Source organism: Paraburkholderia sp. FT54 (assembly GCF_031585635.1).
Classification (GTDB): Bacteria; Pseudomonadota; Gammaproteobacteria; order Burkholderiales; family Burkholderiaceae; genus Paraburkholderia.
In genome coordinates this window covers 2510772-2530515 of sequence record NZ_CP134195.1, presented here as the reverse complement: position 1 = coordinate 2530515, position 19744 = coordinate 2510772, and the positions used below count along the sequence as shown (strand labels likewise).

General features: G+C 63.7%; 13 protein-coding genes and 1 pseudogene. 5 read left to right on the top strand and 9 right to left on the bottom strand.

The features are described 5' to 3' along the window. The first annotated feature begins 9 nt into the window (after positions 1-9). Positions 10-444 (top strand): hypothetical protein, encoded by a 435-nt coding sequence (locus tag RI103_RS11790; RefSeq protein ID WP_310812197.1) that lies wholly within the window; start codon positions 10-12, stop codon positions 442-444. Here the strand turns inward: RI103_RS11790 and RI103_RS11785 are convergent. The 8 genes from RI103_RS11785 to RI103_RS11750 form a co-directional block, all read right to left on the bottom strand. Next, positions 441-1514 carry a DUF1571 domain-containing protein gene (locus RI103_RS11785; RefSeq protein WP_310812196.1) on the bottom strand — a complete coding sequence of 358 codons (1074 nt, stop codon included), beginning with the start codon at positions 1512-1514 and terminating at the stop codon, positions 441-443. The genes RI103_RS11790 and RI103_RS11785 overlap by 4 nt on opposite strands. 36 nt (positions 1515-1550) lie before the next feature. Further along, positions 1551-3365 (bottom strand): AMP-binding protein, encoded by a 1815-nt coding sequence (locus RI103_RS11780; protein ID WP_310812195.1) that lies wholly within the window; start codon positions 3363-3365, stop codon positions 1551-1553. Between the two features lie 193 nt (positions 3366-3558). Beyond that, positions 3559-4860: an acetyl-CoA C-acetyltransferase gene (locus RI103_RS11775; RefSeq protein ID WP_310812194.1), complete on the bottom strand. Its 1302-nt coding sequence runs from the start codon at positions 4858-4860 to the stop codon at positions 3559-3561. Between the two features lie 154 nt (positions 4861-5014). Then, positions 5015-5950: a MaoC/PaaZ C-terminal domain-containing protein gene (locus RI103_RS11770; protein ID WP_310812193.1), complete on the bottom strand. Its 936-nt coding sequence runs from the start codon at positions 5948-5950 to the stop codon at positions 5015-5017. Between the two features lie 2 nt (positions 5951-5952). Next, positions 5953-7374 carry a 3-oxoacyl-ACP reductase gene (locus RI103_RS11765; protein WP_310812192.1) on the bottom strand — a complete coding sequence of 474 codons (1422 nt, stop codon included), beginning with the start codon at positions 7372-7374 and terminating at the stop codon, positions 5953-5955. 138 nt (positions 7375-7512) lie between these two features. Continuing rightward, positions 7513-10011 carry an acyl-CoA dehydrogenase gene (locus tag RI103_RS11760; protein WP_310812191.1) on the bottom strand — a complete coding sequence of 833 codons (2499 nt, stop codon included), beginning with the start codon at positions 10009-10011 and terminating at the stop codon, positions 7513-7515. Between the two features lie 145 nt (positions 10012-10156). Continuing rightward, positions 10157-11023 (bottom strand): TetR/AcrR family transcriptional regulator, encoded by an 867-nt coding sequence (locus RI103_RS11755; RefSeq protein WP_310812190.1) that lies wholly within the window; start codon positions 11021-11023, stop codon positions 10157-10159. Positions 11024-11380: 357 nt separating this feature from the next. Continuing rightward, complete coding sequence (locus RI103_RS11750; protein ID WP_310812189.1) at positions 11381-12601, bottom strand: MFS transporter; 1221 nt, start codon at positions 12599-12601, stop codon at positions 11381-11383. 518 nt (positions 12602-13119) lie between these two features. Between RI103_RS11750 and RI103_RS11745 the strand changes: the two genes are divergently transcribed. The 4 genes and pseudogenes from RI103_RS11745 (at position 13120) to RI103_RS11730 (ending at position 18092) form a co-directional block, all read left to right on the top strand. Then, a complete protein-coding gene (locus tag RI103_RS11745; protein ID WP_310812188.1) occupies positions 13120-14451 on the top strand; it encodes a chloride channel protein in 1332 nt (443 codons plus the stop codon). 46 nt (positions 14452-14497) lie between these two features. Then, a pseudogene (gene aspA, locus RI103_RS11740) lies at positions 14498-14650 on the top strand (aspartate ammonia-lyase); the annotation flags it as partial. A gap of 334 nt (positions 14651-14984) precedes the next feature. Next, positions 14985-15407, top strand: coding sequence for a hypothetical protein (locus RI103_RS11735; RefSeq protein WP_310812187.1), 423 nt, complete (start codon positions 14985-14987; stop codon positions 15405-15407). A gap of 81 nt (positions 15408-15488) precedes the next feature. After that, positions 15489-18092 carry a glucose/quinate/shikimate family membrane-bound PQQ-dependent dehydrogenase gene (locus tag RI103_RS11730; protein ID WP_310812186.1) on the top strand — a complete coding sequence of 868 codons (2604 nt, stop codon included), beginning with the start codon at positions 15489-15491 and terminating at the stop codon, positions 18090-18092. A gap of 342 nt (positions 18093-18434) precedes the next feature. Here the strand turns inward: RI103_RS11730 and RI103_RS11725 are convergent, their stop codons facing one another. Beyond that, positions 18435-19331: a fructose bisphosphate aldolase gene (locus tag RI103_RS11725; protein WP_310812185.1), complete on the bottom strand. Its 897-nt coding sequence runs from the start codon at positions 19329-19331 to the stop codon at positions 18435-18437. Positions 19332-19744: the final 413 nt, after the last annotated feature.

Below are 19744 nucleotides of genomic sequence, written 5' to 3'. Positions count from 1 at the left end.
GAGCGATGCATGGACCGGCGCACTTTCATGATGACCGGCGCTTGGCTCTCGAGCGCGGCAGGCAGCGCGTGGCCGTGGCTCGCGCATGCGGCGGCGCGTAGCAATACGGTGGCGGTGGCCGATTCCACGCTGGCGTACGGCGCCGCGTTCGCCGCCTATGCCGCGCACAGGCAGTTGCCCGTCTTCGAAACCGGCGACGATATCGGCGCGCTCTGGTACACGACACTTGCACCGCTGCTTTGCGCAACGCCCGCGCCCGTGTTCTCGCCGGCCTCGCTGATCGGCCTCACACGCGCTTCCGATTACTTCGTGCTGACCCAGCTCGCTAAAAGCGCGGGACATGTGATCGAACACAGCGACGAGCAAAGCATGGGTTCGCATACACGGCGTGCCCATGTCGCATTCGCACTCGCTTTTGCGCCGCGTGTATCGCGCAGGAGCTAGAACTTGTACGCCTTGTTCTTCGGATCGAAGGTCGAGTCGTCGAATGTTTTCGGCGTGATGGTTTCGAACACGATCTTCTCGAAGATCTTGCCGTCGTTGCCGTAAGACCCGACGGTGCGGAAATAAGGATGCCGCAGATCGAGCCCGAGCGTTTCTTTCTTCGCGTAGAACTGCGGCTGGCCGGTCGGCGTTTCGAAGGTGAAGGCCACCACGCGCACGCCGCCGATTGTCTTGACTTCCACCTGCGTCGAACGCGGCAAGCCGGCCTCGATGTATTTCCTGCCTTCGGCGAGGTACTGGTTCGCAATGTATTCGGTGCCCAGATCGCGCACCTGATGGTTCGATTGCGCGCGCGCCAGGGCGCCGTTCAGCGATGTCCACACCGGCATCACATTCATGAAGCCGCCCAGGTGTCCATACATTTCGTCGGTCCGTTTGGACTCGTCGTAGATGATTTCCTGGCCGGCGTGCGCGCCGTCGGGCAGCCACTTCGCGTAGATGCGCAGCGGGTCGTGCGCGACGCGCACCAGCATGTGATCGGGCTCGTCGGGCCACTGGCCGTGAATGCGTTCCGAACGCGACATCGTGAACTCGTACGACGGATAGCCGTTCGGCCCTTCCTTGATATAGCGCGGTAACGCGAGCGGATCGAGCGACTGGAAGAGCGCGACCAGTTGCGCGTCGCCGAGCTTTTCCATGGCGCCGCTCTGCTGTGCGGCGCGCAGCCATTTGACCTGCTGATCCAGCGTGAGCTTGCCGACCTGCGAGGACGGCGTGGCAGGCGCCTTGACGGCGCTGGCGGTATCGAGCGCGGGCGGTGTGTCGTCGTTTTGCGCGAAGGCCGTGGGCGCGGTCAATGCAACCGCGCCCGCTATGAGAGCAGCGATCAGGAGCTTGCACGACGGTACGCTTGGCAGCGACGCACGGAAGGGCGCGCTCAAGGACGCACTCAGGGACGCACTCAACGACGCGAACCGGCTCGCGCGCAGACCAGCGGTGCACGGCGAAAATAGGGCGAGGCGCATGAAGGCCGGCGAGCGGTATGAGCATGCGGACAGGCGGTGCTTCATGAATCTCTCCGAAGGTGACGCGAAGCGCGTTCCCTGTCAGGCAGGCTTTTGCTTCGCGAGTTCCTCGTCGCGCAGGGCGCGGCGCAGAATCTTGCCGACGTTGGTTTGCGGCAGTTCGTCGCGGAACTCGACGAGTTTCGGCACCTTGTAACCGGTCAGGTTCTTGCGGCAATGAGCGATCACCTGTTCCGCCGTCAACGACGGGTTGCGCTTGACGATGAACACCTTCACCCGTTCGCCCTGCGCGGCATCGGGCACGCCGATTGCGGCGACTTCGCGCACGTCCGGATGCGCCGCGATCACGTCTTCGACTTCGTTCGGATAGACGTTGAAGCCCGACACCAGGATCATGTCCTTCTTGCGGTCGATCAGCCGGATGAAGCCGCGCGAATCCATCACGCCGATGTCGCCGGTGGCGAGCCAGCCTTCATCGTCGATCACCTTGGCGGTTTCTTCCGGACGGTTCCAGTAGCCTTTCATCACCTGCAGTCCCTTCACGCACAATTCGCCCGCCTCGCCGATGTTTGCCCAACTGCCGTCGTCCTTCCTGAAACGCACCTGGGTGGATGGCGCGGGCAAACCAATCGAGCCTTCGAAATCGCGCATATTGGAGAGGTCGACCGGATTCATCGACACGATCGGCGAGCATTCGGTCAGCCCATAGCCTTCGATGATCGATTTGCCGGTCACCGCCTTGAAGCGCTCGGCCACCGACTTCTGCGTGGCCATGCCGCCCGCCATGGCGAGCTTGAGATCGGAGAAGTCGCGCTTGCAGAACTCCTCGTTGTCGAGGAACGCGTTGTAGAGCGTATTCACGGCGGTCATGCCGGTGAATTTCTCGTGACGGATGATCATCATCACGCGCTTCATGTCGCGCGGATTGGCGATCAGAATGTTGCGCCCGCCGAGTCCCATGAAGATGAGCGCGTTCACCGTCAGCGAATAGATGTGATAAAGCGGCAGCGGCGTGAGGACCGTTTCGATGTCGCCGGTCAGTTGAGTCTCGGACCACGCCTTCGCCTGCAGCAGATTGGCGATGATGTTCTTGTGCGTGAGCATCGCGCCCTTGGCGACGCCGGTCGTGCCGCCCGTGTACTGCAGGAACGCGATGTCGTCGTGCGTGGGGTGCACGGGCGTCAACGGGCGCGAGTAGCCGCTCGAGAGCGCTTCGAGCAGCGGCACTGCCTTGGGCAGGTTGTACGCGGGCACCATTTTCTTCACATGCCGCAGCATGAAATTGAGCAGACGTCCCTTCAGATTCGGGCCCTTGGCGAGCAGATCGCCCAGGCCCGTCACGATGACGTTCCGCACCTTGGTGCCGGGCAGCGCGTCTTCCACCGTCTTCGCGAAGTTCTCGAACACGATGATGGTTTGCGCGCCGCTGTCCTTCAACTGATGCGCGAGTTCGCGCACCGTATACAGCGGATTCACGTTGACCACCACGCCACCGGCCTTCAGTATGCCGAACAGCGACACCGGATACTGGAACGTATTCGGCAACATGATCGCCACGCGTTCGCCCGGCTTCACGCCGAGGCTTTGCAGATACGCGGCGAACGCGGTGGCCTTGCGGCCGAGTTCACCGTAGGTCAGGTTCGCGCCCACGCTCACATACGCGACACGCTCGCGGAACTTCGCGATGCATTCGTCGAAGAACTGCACGACCGATTCGTATTGCGCGACGTCGATCTCACGTGGCACATCCGCCGGATAGGATGCGTACCAGATGCCGTCGGTGTTGGGCGCGCGGCGCGGCGCCTGACCCTGCATGGAAGCGGGCGCCGGGTTCGCTGCGTTCGGCGCCGCGGATTCGCCGGCAAGCGGAAGCGGAGTTTGAGTAGGCTGGGTCACGGTCGTCTCCTTGTCGACCGGAGTGCGCGCTTTAGCGCGTTACTCCGGTCTCATGCAACATGGTTGCTGAAGCTGTGGCTTCATCTGTTTGTATGCTGGTCTTGCGGCCAGTCTTCAAAGCAATCCACGCGAGTGTGGCAGCGTGCAAAGCAAAAACATGCGGCGCAGCGAACGCTGAAACGCATCACGGTGCTCAGCGTTCCAGAATCGCGACCACCCCCTGGCCGCCCGCCGCGCAGATCGAAATCAGCCCGCGCGCGGTGCCGGCCGGTTTGTCGAGTTGCGTGAGCATTTTCGCGAGGCCGGCGACGATGCGTCCGCCCGTCGCGGCGAACGGATGGCCTGTGGCCAGCGAACTGCCGTTCACGTTCAATCTCGTCCGATCGATCGCGCCGAGCGGGCCCGGCAAGCCGAGTTGCGTGCGGCAATACTCGTCATCCTGCCACGCCGCGAGCGTGCACAACACCTGGGCGGCGAACGCTTCGTGGATTTCATACAGATCGAAGTCCTGCAACGTGAGCCCGGCGCGCGCCAGCATGCGCGGCACGGCGTAGGCGGGCGCCATCAGCAAGCCTTCTTTCCTGTCGAAGAAATCGACGGCGGCGGTCTCGCACCAGCTGAGGTACGCGAGCACCGGCAGTCCGTGACGCGCGGCCCATTCTTCGCTCGCGAGCAGCACGGCGGAGGCGCCGTCGGTGAGCGGCGTCGAATTGCCGGCGGTCAGGGTGCCGGCGTCGCGGTCGAACACCGGCTTCAGGCTTGCGAGTTTTTCGAGCGTGAGATCGGAGCGCAAATTGTTGTCTCGCGCGAGACCCCGGTACGGCGTCATCAGATCGTTGACGAAGCCGCGCGCGTACGCCTCCGTGAGCTTGCGGTGGCTGTCGTAGGCGAGCACGTCTTGCGCCTCGCGCGAGATATTCCAGCGCTTGGCCATCAGCTCGCAATGCTCGCCCATCGACAGGCCCGTGCGCGGCTCGACGTTGCGCGGCAGGAGCGGTTTGAAAAACATGCCGGGCCGCAGCTTGGTCAGCGCGCCGACGCGTTGCCCGGTGCTCTTGCCGCGATTCGCTTCCAGCAGAATCTTGCGCATCCGCTCGTTGACGCCGATCGGCGCATCGGACGTCGTATCGACGCCGCCCGCGATGCCCGCTTCGATCTGCCCCAAGGCGATCTTGTTGGCGACGAGAATCGCGGCTTCGAGTCCGGTGCCGCAGGCCTGCTGCACGTCGTAAGCGGGCGTTTCCCTGGCGAGCGTGGTGGACAGCACGGATTCGCGCGTCAGATTGAAGTCGCGTGAATGTTTGATGACGGCGCCGGCCGCGACTTCGCCCAGACGTTCGCCGTGCAGGTTGTAGCGGTCGATCAGGCCTTGCAGCGTGAAGGTCAGCATGTCCTGATTCGACGCGGTCGCGTAGGCGGTGTTCGAGCGGGCAAACGGAATCCGGTTGCCCCCGACGATGGCGACTCGGCGTACGGCTGGCAGCGGGTTGGACATGCTCGTCTCCTTCGGGTCGTTCCCTGGTTATTGAATGATACGAATGGTGCAATGGTGTGACGGTGGCTCGCGACGGTCCTGATCCAACAACGATTTCATCCACCCTGAATTCCACACCTCGACGCATGTTTCGACGCACGGCGCGCGCGCCGCCTCATTGCAACCTCCATTGCATGCGGCCGCGCAAATGCGGTTTCTGCCCGGCGACGTCGCGCACTTCGATGTCGCGTTCGATCAGCGAAGGCGACGCGCTCCACAGCGAGGCTTCGCCTGGCAGCAGCATCGGCAGTTTGAATTCGGCGCTGAGCGTGGCTTCCGCGAGCGGCTTGGGCGGCTGCAACGCAGAGGCGGCGCGCGCGAGCGTCCACATGCCGTGCGCGATTGCGCGCGGAAAGCCGAAGGCCTTCGCGGACAGCGCGGTCAGATGGATCGGGTTGTAGTCGCCGGACACGCTCGCGTAGTCGCGGCCCAGTTGTGACGCGAGTTGCCAGCGCGCGATGCGTTGCAGCGCCTCGGGTCCGAGTTCGAGCGGATCGAGCACGCTGCCGCTCGGCGGCACGCCGCGCTTCAGATAGACGCTGTCGCCGTCCCAGACCGCTTCGCCGCGCCGGTACATGCGGGTGTGCAGCACGAACGCCTGGCCTTTGTCGTGGCGCAGCAGCGCGCCGAATTCCACTTCGACGCGCAGCATCTCCTTGTAGGCGAGCGGCCGGCGCAGGCGCACATGGTTGGCCACATGCACCAGGCCGAGCGCCGGCCACGGAAACGCCGGGTCGGTCAGCATCAACAGATGCAAAGGAAAGGCGAGCAGATGCGGATACGTGAGCGGCACGCCGTGCTCGGGGATGAAACCGCAGACGCGCGCGTAACGCCAGATCGGCCCCGGATCGAGCGCGACGGCGGGGCGCACGAGCCGCAGCGGCGGCAAACGCGTCTCGCGCCCGCGTTTGGCGATGCCGGATAACGCGCGCGCATAAAGCTTCGCGGGCGCGGGCAAGGTGTCGATGACGACGGTCTTGGGCCGCACCGCATCCGGTCGCGCCGGGTTCGATAGAGGACTGCCGCCGAACGGATCACCGGGCTCACCCATGGTCACGCTCCAATCAGGCTCTGTCCGCACACGCGCACGACCTGGCCGCTCACGCCGGCCGATCCCGGATGCGCGAGCCACGCGATGGTCTGCGCGACGTCGACCGGCTGGCCGCCCTGGCTCATCGAATTCATGCGGCGGCCGGCTTCGCGGATAGTCAGCGGAATCTTCGCGGTCATCTGCGTTTCGATGAAGCCGGGCGCGACCGCGTTGATCGTGATGCCGCGTGCGCGCAGGTGCGGCGCCATGCTCTGCACGCGGCCGATCACGCCCGCCTTCGAGGTGGCGTAATTGGTCTGGCCGAGATTGCCGGCGATGCCGCTGATCGACGATACGCCGATGATCCGTCCGCCGTCGCGCAGAATGCCGGCGGCGAGCAAGGCGTCGTCGATCCGCTCCTGCGCGCACAGGTTGATGTCGATCACGCTTTGCCACGCGGCGTCGGTCATCTTCGCGATGGTTTTGTCCTTCGTGATGCCGGCGTTGTGCACGACGATATCCACGCCCTGTTCGTCGAGCGCGGCGGCGATTTGCGCGGGCGCTTCGGGCGCGGCGATGTCGAAGGCGAGCGCGGTGCCGTTCAGCTGACGCATGCCCGCGTCGAGCGCGTCGCGGGCCGTTGGGATGTCGATACCGATCACGTGCGCGCCTTCGGCCGCCAGCACGCTCGCAATCGAGGCGCCGATGCCGCGCGCCGCGCCGGTCACGACCGCGCGCCGGCCCGCGAGCGGCTGGTGCCAGTCGAAGGCGGGCGTCGTATCGTTAGCGGCGTTGCCCGCGCCGGCGGCGATGCGCACGACCTGGCCCGACACATAGGCGGAGCGCGGCGACAGAAAGAACCGCAGCGTCGCTTCCACGCGGCTCTGCGCACCTTGCTCCACATACACGAGATTCGCCGTGATGCCGCGTCGCGCTTCCTTGCCGAGCGAGCGCGTGAAGCCTTCGAGCGCGCGCTGCGCGGTCCATTGACGCGGCGTCGCGCAATTTTCCGGCGGCCGTCCCAGCACGACGATGCGCCCGCACTTGCCGAGCGAGCGCAGCGTGTCGTGAAAGAAACCGTGCAGCGGTTCGAGCTGGGTACTGTCTTCGATACCGCTCGCATCGAACAGCAGCGCCGCGAGTTTGCCTTGCGAGCCGGACTCGGCCGCTTCGAAGCGCCCCGTCATGAGACCGTGGCGGTTGGCGAGCGGCACCCACAAGCCGGCGCTTTGATGCGCGACGCTCGTCACGCCGATGCTCGCCACGAGTGTCGCGAGCGCCTCGAGCAGATGCGGTTCGCGGCCCGCGCCGATCGCCACCAGGCCGCCGAACTCGGGCTGGTCCGCGCGATAGCGGCGCAGTACCTCGGGCTTGGGCAGACCGAGCGAGCGCGCAAGGCGCGCGCCGAACGGCGAATTGACGAAGTTCAGGTAAGAGTCGTTCATATTATTAGTCGCTCCGCTGGCCACGCCGGAAGGAAGTCCTGCTCGAAGAGAGAGGGACGTCGAACGTGTGTCAGTGTGCACCGAGTTCGGCGCCCGCGGCGCGCCTTCCCCGGATGTTTTTTTAAACCGGTGCCGAACTCAGGCCGCGAACTCCAGCGCCTTTTCGAGCGTCTCCGTGCGCTTTTGCAAATTGGCGAGCATGTCGAAGTCGGCGGGGAAGTCGTCCACCTTCACGACTTGCGCGCCGTAACGCGCGTAGTCGTCGAGCACGCGGCGGTCGTCGGCGTCGAGCAGGCCTTTTTTCTGCGCCGCGTCAGTCCAGGCGGCCAGTTGCGGCAGGCTCTGCGGCATCGGTTCGAGCAGGCCTTGCTTGACCGCGTCGCGCAGCTTCTGGTCGATCTGCGTGAAGCGCGGGTTCAGTTCGAACACCAGCTCGCCATAGCCGAGCGCGTCGATGTCCGGATGCGGCACGTATGAATCGGACACCAGACGATTGCGCGCGGCGCCTGGCGTTTGCATCAGTTCGGCGATGTCACTGCCGAGCTGGTCGGACGGCTCCCGATAGGGCAGGCCGAACGGAAACGCGAGCACGCGCACGAGGCCCGCGGCGAGGCGGTTCGGATAGTTGGCGAGCACGCCGTCGAGCGCGTGTTGCGCCTTGTACAGCGAATCCTCGACACCCCAGCGCACCAGCGGCAGGTCTTCTTCCTGACGGCCTTCGTCCTCGAAACGCTTGAGCGTGGCCGAGATCAGGTAGAGCTGTGAGAGCACGTCGCCGAGCCGCGCGGAGATGCGCTCGCGGCGTTTCAGATCGGCGCCGAGCACGAACATCGAGACATCGGCGAGCAGCGCGAACGCGGTGGACAGGCGAGTGGCCGCGCGGTAGTACGCATGCAGCGGCGCATGGGCCGTGCGCGGTTTGGCGATGAAGGCGCCGCCCGTCACGCCATACACGAAACTGCGCACCACGTTGGAGAGCGTGAAGCCGACGTGGCCGAAGAACGCCTCGTCGAAATCGCGCAGCGCGCGGGAGTGGTCCGTTTCGCGCGTGGCGGCCATTTCCTTCAGCACATACGGATGACACCGGATCGCGCCCTGGCCGAAGATGATCAGGCAACGCGTGAGAATGTTGGCGCCTTCCACGGTGATCGAGATCGGCACCTGCTGATAGGCGCGTGCGAGGAAGTTCGACGGCCCCATGCAGATACCCTTGCCGGCGGTGATATCCATGCCGTCGTTGATGACCATGCGGGCGCGCTCGGTGATGTGATACTTTGCGATCGCCGAAATCACCGAAGGCTTTTCGCCGAAATCCACCGCGTGCGCCGACAGGCGCCGCGCCGCGTCCATGACGTACAGGTTGCCGCCCATGCGGCCGAGCGCTTCCTGCACGCCTTCGAACTTGCCGACGGCGGTGCGGAACTGGCGGCGAATCGCGGCATAGGCACCGGTGCCGCGCACGGCGATCTTCGCCATCCCCACGTTCGACGACGGCAGCGAAATCGCCCGGCCCGCCGCGAGACATTCCATCAGCATGCGCCAGCCGTTGCCGACCTGCGCGCGTCCACCGATCACCCAGTCGAGCGGAATGAAGACGTCCTTGCCCGAGTTCGGACCGTTCTGGAACACGGCGTTGAGCGGCCAATGACGGCGACCGATGTTCACGCCCGGATGATCGGTCGGAATCAGCGCGCAGGTGATGCCGGGTTCGACGTCGGTGCCGAGCAGATGGTCGGGATCGAGCGCGCGAAAGGCGAGGCCGAGCACGGTCGCGATCGGGCCGAGCGTGATATAGCGTTTGTCCCACGTGACGCGAAAACCCAGCGTCTCACGGCCGTCGAACGTCCCTTTGCATACGATGCCGACGTCAGGAATCGCCGCCGCGTCGGAACCGGCATAGGGGCTCGTCAGCGCGAAGCAGGGGATTTCCTCGCCGCGCGCGAGGCGCGGCAGGTAGTGGTTTTTCTGCTCGTCGGTGCCGTAGTGCAACAGCAGTTCGGCGGGACCGAGCGAGTTCGGCACCATCACCGAAACGGCGGCGGCCGAGCAGCGCGTGGCGAGCTTCATGATGACCTGCGAATGCGCGTAGGCGGAGAACTGCTTGCCGCCGTACTGCTTCGGAATGATCATGCCGAGAAAGCCACGCTCCTTGATGTACTGCCAGGTTTGCGGCGACAGGTCCTGCCAGACCATGGTGGTTTCCCAGTCGTTTGCGAGATCGCACAACTGCTCGCATTCGACGTCGAGGAACGACTGTTCTTCCGCGCTCAGCGTGGCGGGGCCGTAGCTGAGCAGCTTGTCCCAATGCGGGCGTCCCGAGAACAGTTCGGCATCCCACCAGACCGTGCCGGCTTCGATCGCATCGCGCTCGGTCGGCGACATCTGCGGCAGGATCTTGCGGAAGATGTCGAGCACCGGCTTCGCGAGCCACGTGCGGCGCAGCGGTTTGAGCGCGAGCACGAGAGCGGGGAGGACGAGGACGATGGCGAGCAGCGTCGTGGCCACCGGACCCGCGGCTCCGCTGACATGCGCGGCCGCCACCCAGACGATCATGAAGGCAAGCCACCATGTCGCGCGCGCCTGAATGTAGACGAGCGCGAAAGCGGCAATGACGAGCATCAGGATGAACCACGGCATGACGTTTCCTCCTGTTTCGATGGTGCGAACGAACGCATCCACGCAGCACGGACGGTTCGCGTTCTACTGATTTTTTGCCCGCTCGCGCGAGCGCCGCGTGCGCAGCCGCGGCTTCTGACAGCGCGCTTCCCGCGGCGCCCGATCGTCAAGCCGCACCGTCACATGCGTGCTGACGCGGAGCTGCTTCCATGTTGCCGTCACGATGTTCGCTTTCCGATACGGCCGGCGATAACGATTCCGCTCCGCCTTCAATGTGTGCCGCGCTCGCGCATTCCGCGCTGCCGTCGCCGACGCAGTGCGAGCCGCCGTCGGTGGCATCGCCCAGAACGGCGGCAAACGCGGCCAGTTGCGAGCCGTCAGGCAGCGGTGCCTTGAGCGCGGCCACCATCAGCGAGGCGAGGCGTGCGATGAGTTGCAGGTCGTTCATCGACTTGCCCTGCGAGAACTCGGAAATCAGGCTGTCCGTGTCGGTGCCGGCCAGCACGCCAGACAGCGCGCCGATCGCGAAGTGCAGGCGCCAGCCGAGTTCCTCGCGCGGCAGATGCGGCAACGCGCGCTGGAACGCATCGAAAAAGCGCACCGCTACTGACGCGTAGTGCCCGTTGAGAAAGTCGCGAATGAACGACGACGGATCGGTATAAGCGCGGCCCAGCAAACGCAGAAACGCCTTGCCGCCCACGCGCGGATCGCGCGACAGGCGCAGCGCCGGAATGAACATCGCGCCGAGCACGTGCTCGCAGGTCAGGCGTTCGCCGAGCATGGCGTCGAAGCGGTCGAGCAGCTTGAGCCGTTCCTGATTGAGGTGGTCGAGGCGGCGTGACAGCATCGAGTGAATCAGCGATTCCTTGTTGCCGAAGTGATAGTTCACTGCCGCGAGATTTACTTCGGCGCGCGAAGTAATCTGGCGCAAAGACATGGCTTCATAGCCGCATTCGATGAATAGTGTTTCGGAGGCGTCGAGGATGCGGGATTTCGTATCGCCGGCATGTCGGCCCGTTGTGCGAACTGCCATGTTGCGTCTCCCAGTTGCCGGGCGCCCGGCCCGCAAACAAGCGATTCAAGTGTTTATTTGAAACGGCCGTTCTTTTCAGGATAAGAAGGAATGGTCCGTGCGATCAAGGGTCTGTGTCGACTAACTCCTCTAGAAGACCTGACGAAGGTCCGCTTTTCCGTGCACGCGGCGCGTCAAACCGCGTGGCAATAAAAAAGCCGTTCCGATGGAAATCGGAACGGCCTCGTATTGCCTGCTGCCTTGTTTGGCCTTGCGTTTGTTGGCTGACGCGTGCTTTGCGTCGCGGCGGTTCGAACCGCCTTGCTCGTCTATCGAGCCCGATGACGCGCCGGCAAAACAGCTGTTGGGTTCGAACGCTTAAAGCTGTGCCGCAACCTGTTTAGCCGACTGCGTCATGTCGATGCCGCGGCGCTCGCGGCTGAACGGAATCAGTGCGGCAATCACCACCACCACGATGCCGATCACGACCGCCATGATGAGCGCGTAGTTGTTGCCGTGCGCTTCGGCAGCACTCGCCTGCAACGGGCCGTTGACCGACGCGATCAGATTGCCGAGCTGATACACGAGGCCGGGGAACGTCGCGCGGATTTCATCGGGCGAGATTTCGTTCAGGTGCACCGGAATCACACCCCATGCACCCTGCACGGAGATCTGCATCAGGAAGGCGCCGACCGCGAGCAGCATCGGCGTGGTCGAGAAGGCCCACAACGGCAGCACCGGCAACGCGATCAATGCCGCGATGAAGATCGCACGCTTGCGGCCGATCTTCTCGGACAACGAACCGAAAAATAGTCCGCCGCAAATTGCGCCGATGTTCAGCACGATCGTGATCCATGACACCGTATGCGCATCGAACTGATGCTGCACGCGCAGGAAGGTCGGATACAGATCCTGCGAACCGTGCGAGAAGAAGTTGAACGCGGTCATCAGAATGATCGCGTACAGCGACAGCTTGACGTTCTGCCTGAGCGTGGCGACGAGACCCGGACGCGCTTTCTTTTCGAGCGTCTTGAAGGCGGGCGATTCCGGCACGTGCGCCCGCACGTACAGCACGAGCAACGCCGGCAGCACGCCGACGAAGAACATGCCGCGCCAGCCGATGTACTGATAGAACACGCCGAACACGACCGAGGCGAGCAGATAGCCGCTCGGATAGCCTGCTTGCAGCAGACCCGAGACGATGCCGCGCGACTTCGGCGGCACGGTTTCCATGGTCAGTGCGCCGCCGACGCCCCATTCGCCGCCCATCGCGATGCCGAACAACGCGCGCAGCACGAGCAGGGTGGCCAGGTTCGGCGAAAACCCGGACAGCAGTTCCAGCAGCGAGAAGCACGCGATGTTCACCATCAGCGTGGGACGGCGGCCGTACTTGTCGGCGAGCCAGCCGAAAATCAATGCGCCGACCGGACGCATCATCAAGGTCAGCATAATGCCGAAGGCGACTTCAGGGATTTTTGTATTGAACTCCGCCGCGATATCTTTCAATACGAACACCATTAGAAAGAAATCGAATGCGTCGAGTGTCCAGCCCAGATAGGCGGCGATCGTGACGTTTCTTTGTTCCCGTGTCCAACTCATTGATTGTTCTCCTGATTCTCCAATCACCCGTGTTCAACGACGGGTGGCTCCGCAGCCCCGCACGCCCCGTGGCATGGGCTCCGAGCGAGTGTACGCCGACTGTTAAACGCTTGCATGAATGAACGCGCGTTTATCGGTATTAATCCCTGGAGCACATTTCATGCTGAATGGCCGTGGTGTGCTTTATGTTGGGTAAATGTAATTATTGTATTGGCGCTGTGTGCAATTCGGTTTGTTATTTGTAACCTGTTTTCGGACGCGATTTCGCGTTAATCCGGTCGATTTGACTTCAGGTAATTCGCCAATCGGTAGAGGAGATACTCGCCGGTCAGGTTGGCGGCGGTACGGCCGGCAGACATGGCGCCGGGCCGAAAACGCCAGTTTCGCAGGCACCGTGAAGTCCTTTGTTTGAACATATGCAGTATTTGCATCAGTCAAACCGAAAAATCAATTTGATTCATGCTGCATTGCGCAATAAAATGGCCGCTTTTACTCTTTTCGCACTTTCTCGACGCACCATGTCAGTCAAATCAACCACCTCCGAGCCAGTACGCTGCGAGCGCAGTCCGTTTGCCATGGTGGCCGCGGTCACGCTGCTGACCGGCCTCGGCGCCGGCCTTGGCGGCATGCTGCTCGCGCTGCTGCTGCACGGCATCCAGCACCTTGCGTACGGCTACAGCGTGACGCACGTGATCAGCGCCGAGAGTTTTCTGCAAGGCGTGAATGGCGCCGCGCCCGAACGCCGCCTGCTTGTGCTGACGATTTGCGGCCTGGTGGCGGGACTCGGCTGGTGGGCGCTCTATCGGTTCGGCCGGCCGCTCGTGAGCATCCGCCAGGCCGTCAAGTCTGACGATCCGCAGATGCCTTTAGCGAGCACGACCATCCACGCAGTGCTGCAGATCGTCACCGTGGCGCTCGGTTCGCCGCTCGGCCGTGAAGTCGCGCCGCGCGAGATCGGCTCGGCGCTTGCCGGCTGGCTGTCGCGTCGCGCGGGTCTGTCGGTCGCGCAGAGCCGGATCATGGTGGCGTGCGGCGCGGGCGCCGGTTTGGCCGCGGTCTATAACGTGCCGCTTGGCGGCGCGGTATTCGTGCTCGAAGTCCTGTTGGGCACCTTCGGCTGGCCCGCTCTGGTGCCGGCCGTCGTGACCTCGTCGGTGGCCGCGCTGGTCGCTCAGGTGGGGTTGGGCAACGAGCATCAATACCTCGTGCCGTCGATCACGCTGGGCTCCTCGCTCGTGGTCTGGTCCGTGGTGTGCGGTCCGATTTTCGGCGCGGCCGCGTGGAGCTTCGCGGAGCTGATGAAACGCTCACGTGAGGCCGCGCCGAAGAACTGGCGCCTGCCTGTGTTGTCGCTGTTGAACTTCGCTATGATCGGCGTCCTCGCGATGCATTTCCCGCAGTTGCTCGGCAATGGCAAGGGCCCTGCGGGACTGGCATTCGATGGTGACTTGACCATCAGCCTCGCCGCGATGCTGCTGGTACTGAAAGTGGTGATCACCGCGAGCAGTTTGCGCGCGGGCGCCGAGGGCGGCCTGCTCACGCCGGGGCTCGCGAATGGCGCGTTGCTGGCGATCGTGCTCGGCGGATTGTGGAGCCTCGTGTGGCCGGGGGCGTCGTTGGGCGCATTCGCGGTGGTCGGCGCAACGGCGTTTCTCGCTGCCTCGATGCAGATGCCGGTTACCGCCGTGGTGCTCATGTTCGAATTCACCCGCGTGAGCCAGGATTTTCTGATTCCTGTTCTGTTTGCCGTGGGCGGCGCGCTGCTGGGTTTTCGTGCGTGCGCGAAGTGGGCGCCTGCGATGCAGTCGAGCTTTGGTTTTAGCTGGAGTGGGACGAGCAAAGCGCGATAAGGCCGCGGCCTTTGACGACGGCATGGTTTGGAGGTCATGCCGTTAGAAGCTTCAACTCAATGCCTTCGAACCCATCATTGCCTGCGCGCTGGTGCGTAGCTTCACACATCTCACCGCGGCGTGCATGACGCTCGCGGACAGGTGTGTGAAGGGTATTACGGTGAATGCCGAACATCTGCGCGAGACCATGAAGCGCTCGTTCTGGCCACGGCGTTCAATCCCGCAGGCCGGGCAGGGTAACCCACTACAACGAATATGTCATACCAAGTCGCTTCTGCGCCTTCTACTATGCATAGCTCCAGCCACGGCGCATTCCCATGTTCCGCAACGTCATGTTAGTGCTCGACGATTCGTGCGAATCACAACCAGCGTTATAGCAAGCAATCGAGTTGGTGGGCCGACTTTGTCTTCTCCCTGGGTACGCTATCCGTCGGCACCGCGGCGGCCCGGACGGCAAGGAGAACGAAAGGAGAATCCGCCTGGAACCTCACATGAGATAACCACGGTGCGGTATCGTGCCGCGCGCGGCTGGCATGGCTGCTTCCGCACAATCGAGCGTGACGCTGTTTGGCCGTGCCGTCGGCTTCGCTCATGCGCGGACGCAACTGGCAGCAGACGAGCAACAACCTCGAGTACCCAGGCCGGTCTTCCATGGCTTTGACATTCAGGACACGCCGCGCTGGGCGGTGACGGCGGCGGCCTTTTATATCCATGTCAGCGAAGGCGCCGTACATGCTTCGTACGATGCCGGCAGTCATGCCTTGCCATATGCACTCGGAACCACCTATAACCTAGACGCGCACACATTCCTCTACGGGACTGTCGCCTATGTGAACAACAGCCGGAACGGTACGTTCCCAGTGTTCGCGACGCCACGCGATCCGTCGTCGGCTACGAGCCCAGTGGCCGGCGAATCGCAAACCGGCGTGTACGTCGGGATGATGAACACGTTCTGATGCTTTGTGCCGTGCTCCGGCATGTGAATTCGACGCCGATACCATCAGCAGGCGGCGCCACTCGAGAGGGTTGAGATCATCATGACCAGTCAGTCGAATTCGCGGGGCGTGATCGGCGTCATCACATTGCTGTTTACGGTCCTGACCGCGCTCTATCTGGTGATTGGTGGCGCATGGCTGCTCGCGGTCGGCGGCTCGGCGTACTACATCGTCACAGGCGTCGTGCTGTTGGGCGTGGCCTGGCTGCTTTGGCGGCGCAGTCCCGCCGCGCTCGTGCTCTATGCGCTTGTGCTCATCGGCACGGCGATCTGGGCTCTGCTGGAGTCGGGTCCCGACTTCTGGGCGCTCGCGCCGCGCTCCGGTGTGCTCGTCATCTTCGGCGTGTGGTTGCTGCTGCTCATGAGCTGGCGGCTGGAGGGCGAGCGTAAGCTGGGTGTCGCGTCGCTCGTCGTCGCGCTCGTGGCATGGGCGGGCGTGCTGGTGTACGCGAACTTCAACGATCCGCAGCAAGTCAACGGCACACTGAGCGCTTCCACGCCCGCGAGCGGCACCGGCATCGACGCCGCTGACTGGCCCGCCTATGGACGCACCCAGGAAGGCACGCGCTATTCGCCATTGCAGCAGATCACGCCTGAGAACGCGAAGGATCTCCAGGTGGCCTGGACTTTCCGCACCGGTGATATGAAGGGGCCCAACGATCCCGTCGAGATTACCAACGAAGTCACGCCGATCAAGATTGGCGATCTGCTTTACCTATGCTCGCCGCATCAGATCCTGTTCGCGCTCGACGCGAAGACGGGCACGCTCAAGTGGAAGTTCGATCCGAAACTGCAGCCCGACCCGTCGTTCCAGCATGTGACTTGCCGCGGCGTGTCGTATGTCGATCTGTCGGCCAGCGCCGCGGCGGCCGCGCCCGCGGCGGCGCCGGCGAGCGATGCCGCCGCAGTTGCAGCCGCAGCGGCGCCGGCGAGTGATGCCGCCGCAGTCGCAGTCGCAGCGGCGCCGGCGAGCGATACCACCGCAGCCGTACCGGCAACAGCGCCGGCGAGCGACACCACCGCTGCCGTACCCGCAGCCGCGCCGGCAAGCGATACCGCCGCAGCCGCGCCAGCAAGCGACGCCGCCGCTACCATAGCCGCCTCGGCCCCCGCCGCCATGGCCGCCTGTACGCGCCGCATCTACCTGCCAGTCAACGACGGCCACCTCTACGCGCTCGACGCGCTGACCGGCCAGCGTTGCGAGGGTTTCGGCAATCACGGCGACCTCGACCTTCAACACGCGCAGCCGGTCGTGACGCCGGGCATGTACGAGCCCACCTCGCCGTCGATCATCACCAGCAAGGTGATCATCGTGGCGGGCGCGGTCGAGGACAACTTCTCGAACCGCGAGCCGTCGGGCGTCATCCGCGGTTTCGACGTGCGCACGGGCGAATTGCTCTGGGCGTTCGATCCGGGCGCGAAAGACCCGAATCAGATTCCGGGGCCGGGTGAGCATTACACGTGGAATTCGCCCAACTCGTGGGCACCCGCCGCCTACGACGCGAAGCTCGACATCGTCTATCTGCCGATGGGCGTGACGACACCGGATATCTGGGGCGGCGAGCGCACGCCGGAGCAGGAGCGCTACGCCAGCGGCCTGCTGGCACTTCACGCCTCGACCGGCAAGCTCGCCTGGTTCTACCAGACCGCGCACCACGATCTGTGGGACATGGACCAGCCATCGCAGCCGACGCTCGCCGACATCACCGGCAAGGATGGTCAGAACGTGCCGATCGTGTACGCGCCAGCCAAGACCGGCAACCTGTTCGTGCTCGACCGACGCACCGGTGTGCCAGTCGTGCCGGCGCCCGAAACGCCGGTGCCGCAAGGCGCCGCCCCCGGCGACCACGTTGCGCCGACGCAGCCGTTCTCGCAACTCACGTACCGCCCGTCGAAAAACCTGACCGACGCCGACATGTGGGGCGCCACGATGTACGACCAGCTCGTGTGCCGGGTGATTTTCCACAAGCTGCGCTATGAAGGCACGTTCACGCCGCCTTCGCTGCAGGGCACGCTGGTGTTTCCGGGCAACCTGGGCATGTTCGAGTGGGGCGGCATTGCCGTCGATACCGACCGCCAGATCGCCGTCGCGAACCCGATCGCGCTGCCGTTCGTCTCGCGTCTAATTCCGCGCGGCCCCGGCAATCCGCTGGAGCCGGTGCCGGGCGCCAAGGGCAGCGGCACGGAGTCAGGCATCCAGCCGCAATACGGGTTGCCGTACGGCGTGGTGATCAACGCATTCCTCTCGCCGTTCGGCTTGCCATGCAAGCAGCCGGCATGGGGCTACATCTCCGCGATCGATCTCAAGACCAATGAGATCGTGTGGAAAAAGCGCATCGGCACTGTGCGAGACAGCTCGCCGATTCCGCTGCCGTTCAAAATGGGCATGCCGATGCTGGGCGGTCCGATCGTCACTGCGGGCGGTGTCGTGTTCATTGGCGCGACGGCGGACAACTACCTCCGCGCGTTCGACGTGAACAACGGCAAGCCGCTCTGGGAGGCCCGCCTTCCCGCAGGCGGTCAGGCTACGCCGATGAGCTATTCGATCAACGGTCGTCAATACGTGGTGATCGCGGCGGGCGGGCATGGCTCGTTCGGCACGAAGCTCGGCGACTATGTGATTGCCTACGCGTTGCCGCAGCAGTGAGGAGACGCGTCGGCCGGAATCAGACAATGTCGCTTCTTGCCACGTGTGCGCTGTGTTGGACGACACGGTGCGGAGTTCGCTGCGGACAGCGACGACGCCTTACCGGCGAACGCGCGATGAACGTCTCTGCTGACGGGAACATATTGCCTGCATATCCGCTCCGATGACCTTCGCGGCACGTGAGCAGTTAACCATTTCGCGCTTTGTGCGAATGTGCAAAGAAGAATTCTTGGAGGATCAGGCCGCGAGCTTTGTCCGGCCCGCGGGCCGGACAAAGCAGCACGTTCTTGTTAGGCGGCCCGGGTCTCTTGATTCGCAGGAGTCGCCCTCCTGAAAGTCGCTTCAAACCTTGACGACAGAGGCCCGATAGATCTCGTCGACGGACTTTGCGAGTGTCGCGTTGAACTCACTGTCGTTCATCGATTCCTTGAGTTCGTTGATCAAGGCCCTCGAGAAGCTGGCGATCATGCCGTGATTCGTAGCGAGCCGTTCGCACGCGTCGGCTCGCGTGTATCCTCCTGAAAGCGCGACGACCCGTGCGACACGCGGGTGCTCGACCAGTGGACGATAGAAGTCCGCCACGTCGGGCAGGGTCAGCTTGAGCATGACGCGACGGCTATCCGGCAGGGCGTCGAGACCTTTGGTCAGTTCGGCGAGCAGGGTGGCTTCCGCTCCTGGCTTGTCCGGACTCTTGATCGAAATCTCGGGTTCCAGTATCGGCATGAGACCGTGGGCATCGATCTGTGCTGCCAGTGCGAACTGTTGCTTGACGATCGCAGCGATACCGCTTGCCGAATTCAGGTTGATGACCGAGCGCATCTTGGTGCCGAAGATACCGAGTTTCCCAGCCCGAGCGAGCAGCTCGTCCAGTCCGGGTATCGGCTTCATCAGTTGCACGCCGTCGGCTTCGGCTTCCAGGCCTTTATCGACCTTCAGGAACGGCACGACGCCACGCTCCTCCCACAGGAACGTCGGCACGGGTTTTCCGAGTGCCTGTCCGTCCATGGTAGCTTCGAAGAGAATGGCGCCAATGATCTTGTCCCCCGTAAAGGCGGGCGCAGTGATGATGCGCACCCGCATCTCATGGATCAGTTTGAACATCTCGGCGTCACCACTGTAGGCGCTCTCCGGAATGCCATAGAGCCGCAGGGCGCCCGGGGTCGATCCGCCGCTCTGGTCCAACGCCGCGAAAAATCCCTGTTTTTCACAAACTTGCGCCAGCATCTTTTCGTCAGCCACGATTGCCTCCCTTTTTCACAACGGAATATCAAACCAGCACGTCTGGTTGTGACCGGCTGCGTTCAATACGTTCAGTGCCCTGATGTTAATGCAAATGTCGGACTCCATGAAGAAACGGCCGCCGACGTCACCCGATGACAATCCGCCCAAGTCATAGCGAGTATTGTCGAGCGTCCTGCTGTTCGCGGTCGAACGGAGATTCCTTCGCCCAGTCCCGGCGTCTGCGGTGGGTCGAAGGTGCGCGTTCGTGGAAGTCGGTAGCGGCCGTTCGCCGTTGTCCTTGACGAATGACGGGTCTGCAGTAGCGCGCGGGAATTTCAGCGTCGATAGACGAATGTCGGAAAATGCCGATGACTTGTCCGCTGCGGCGAGTGACCGAACGATAGCCGTACTTGCGGGACGGCCGTCACGCC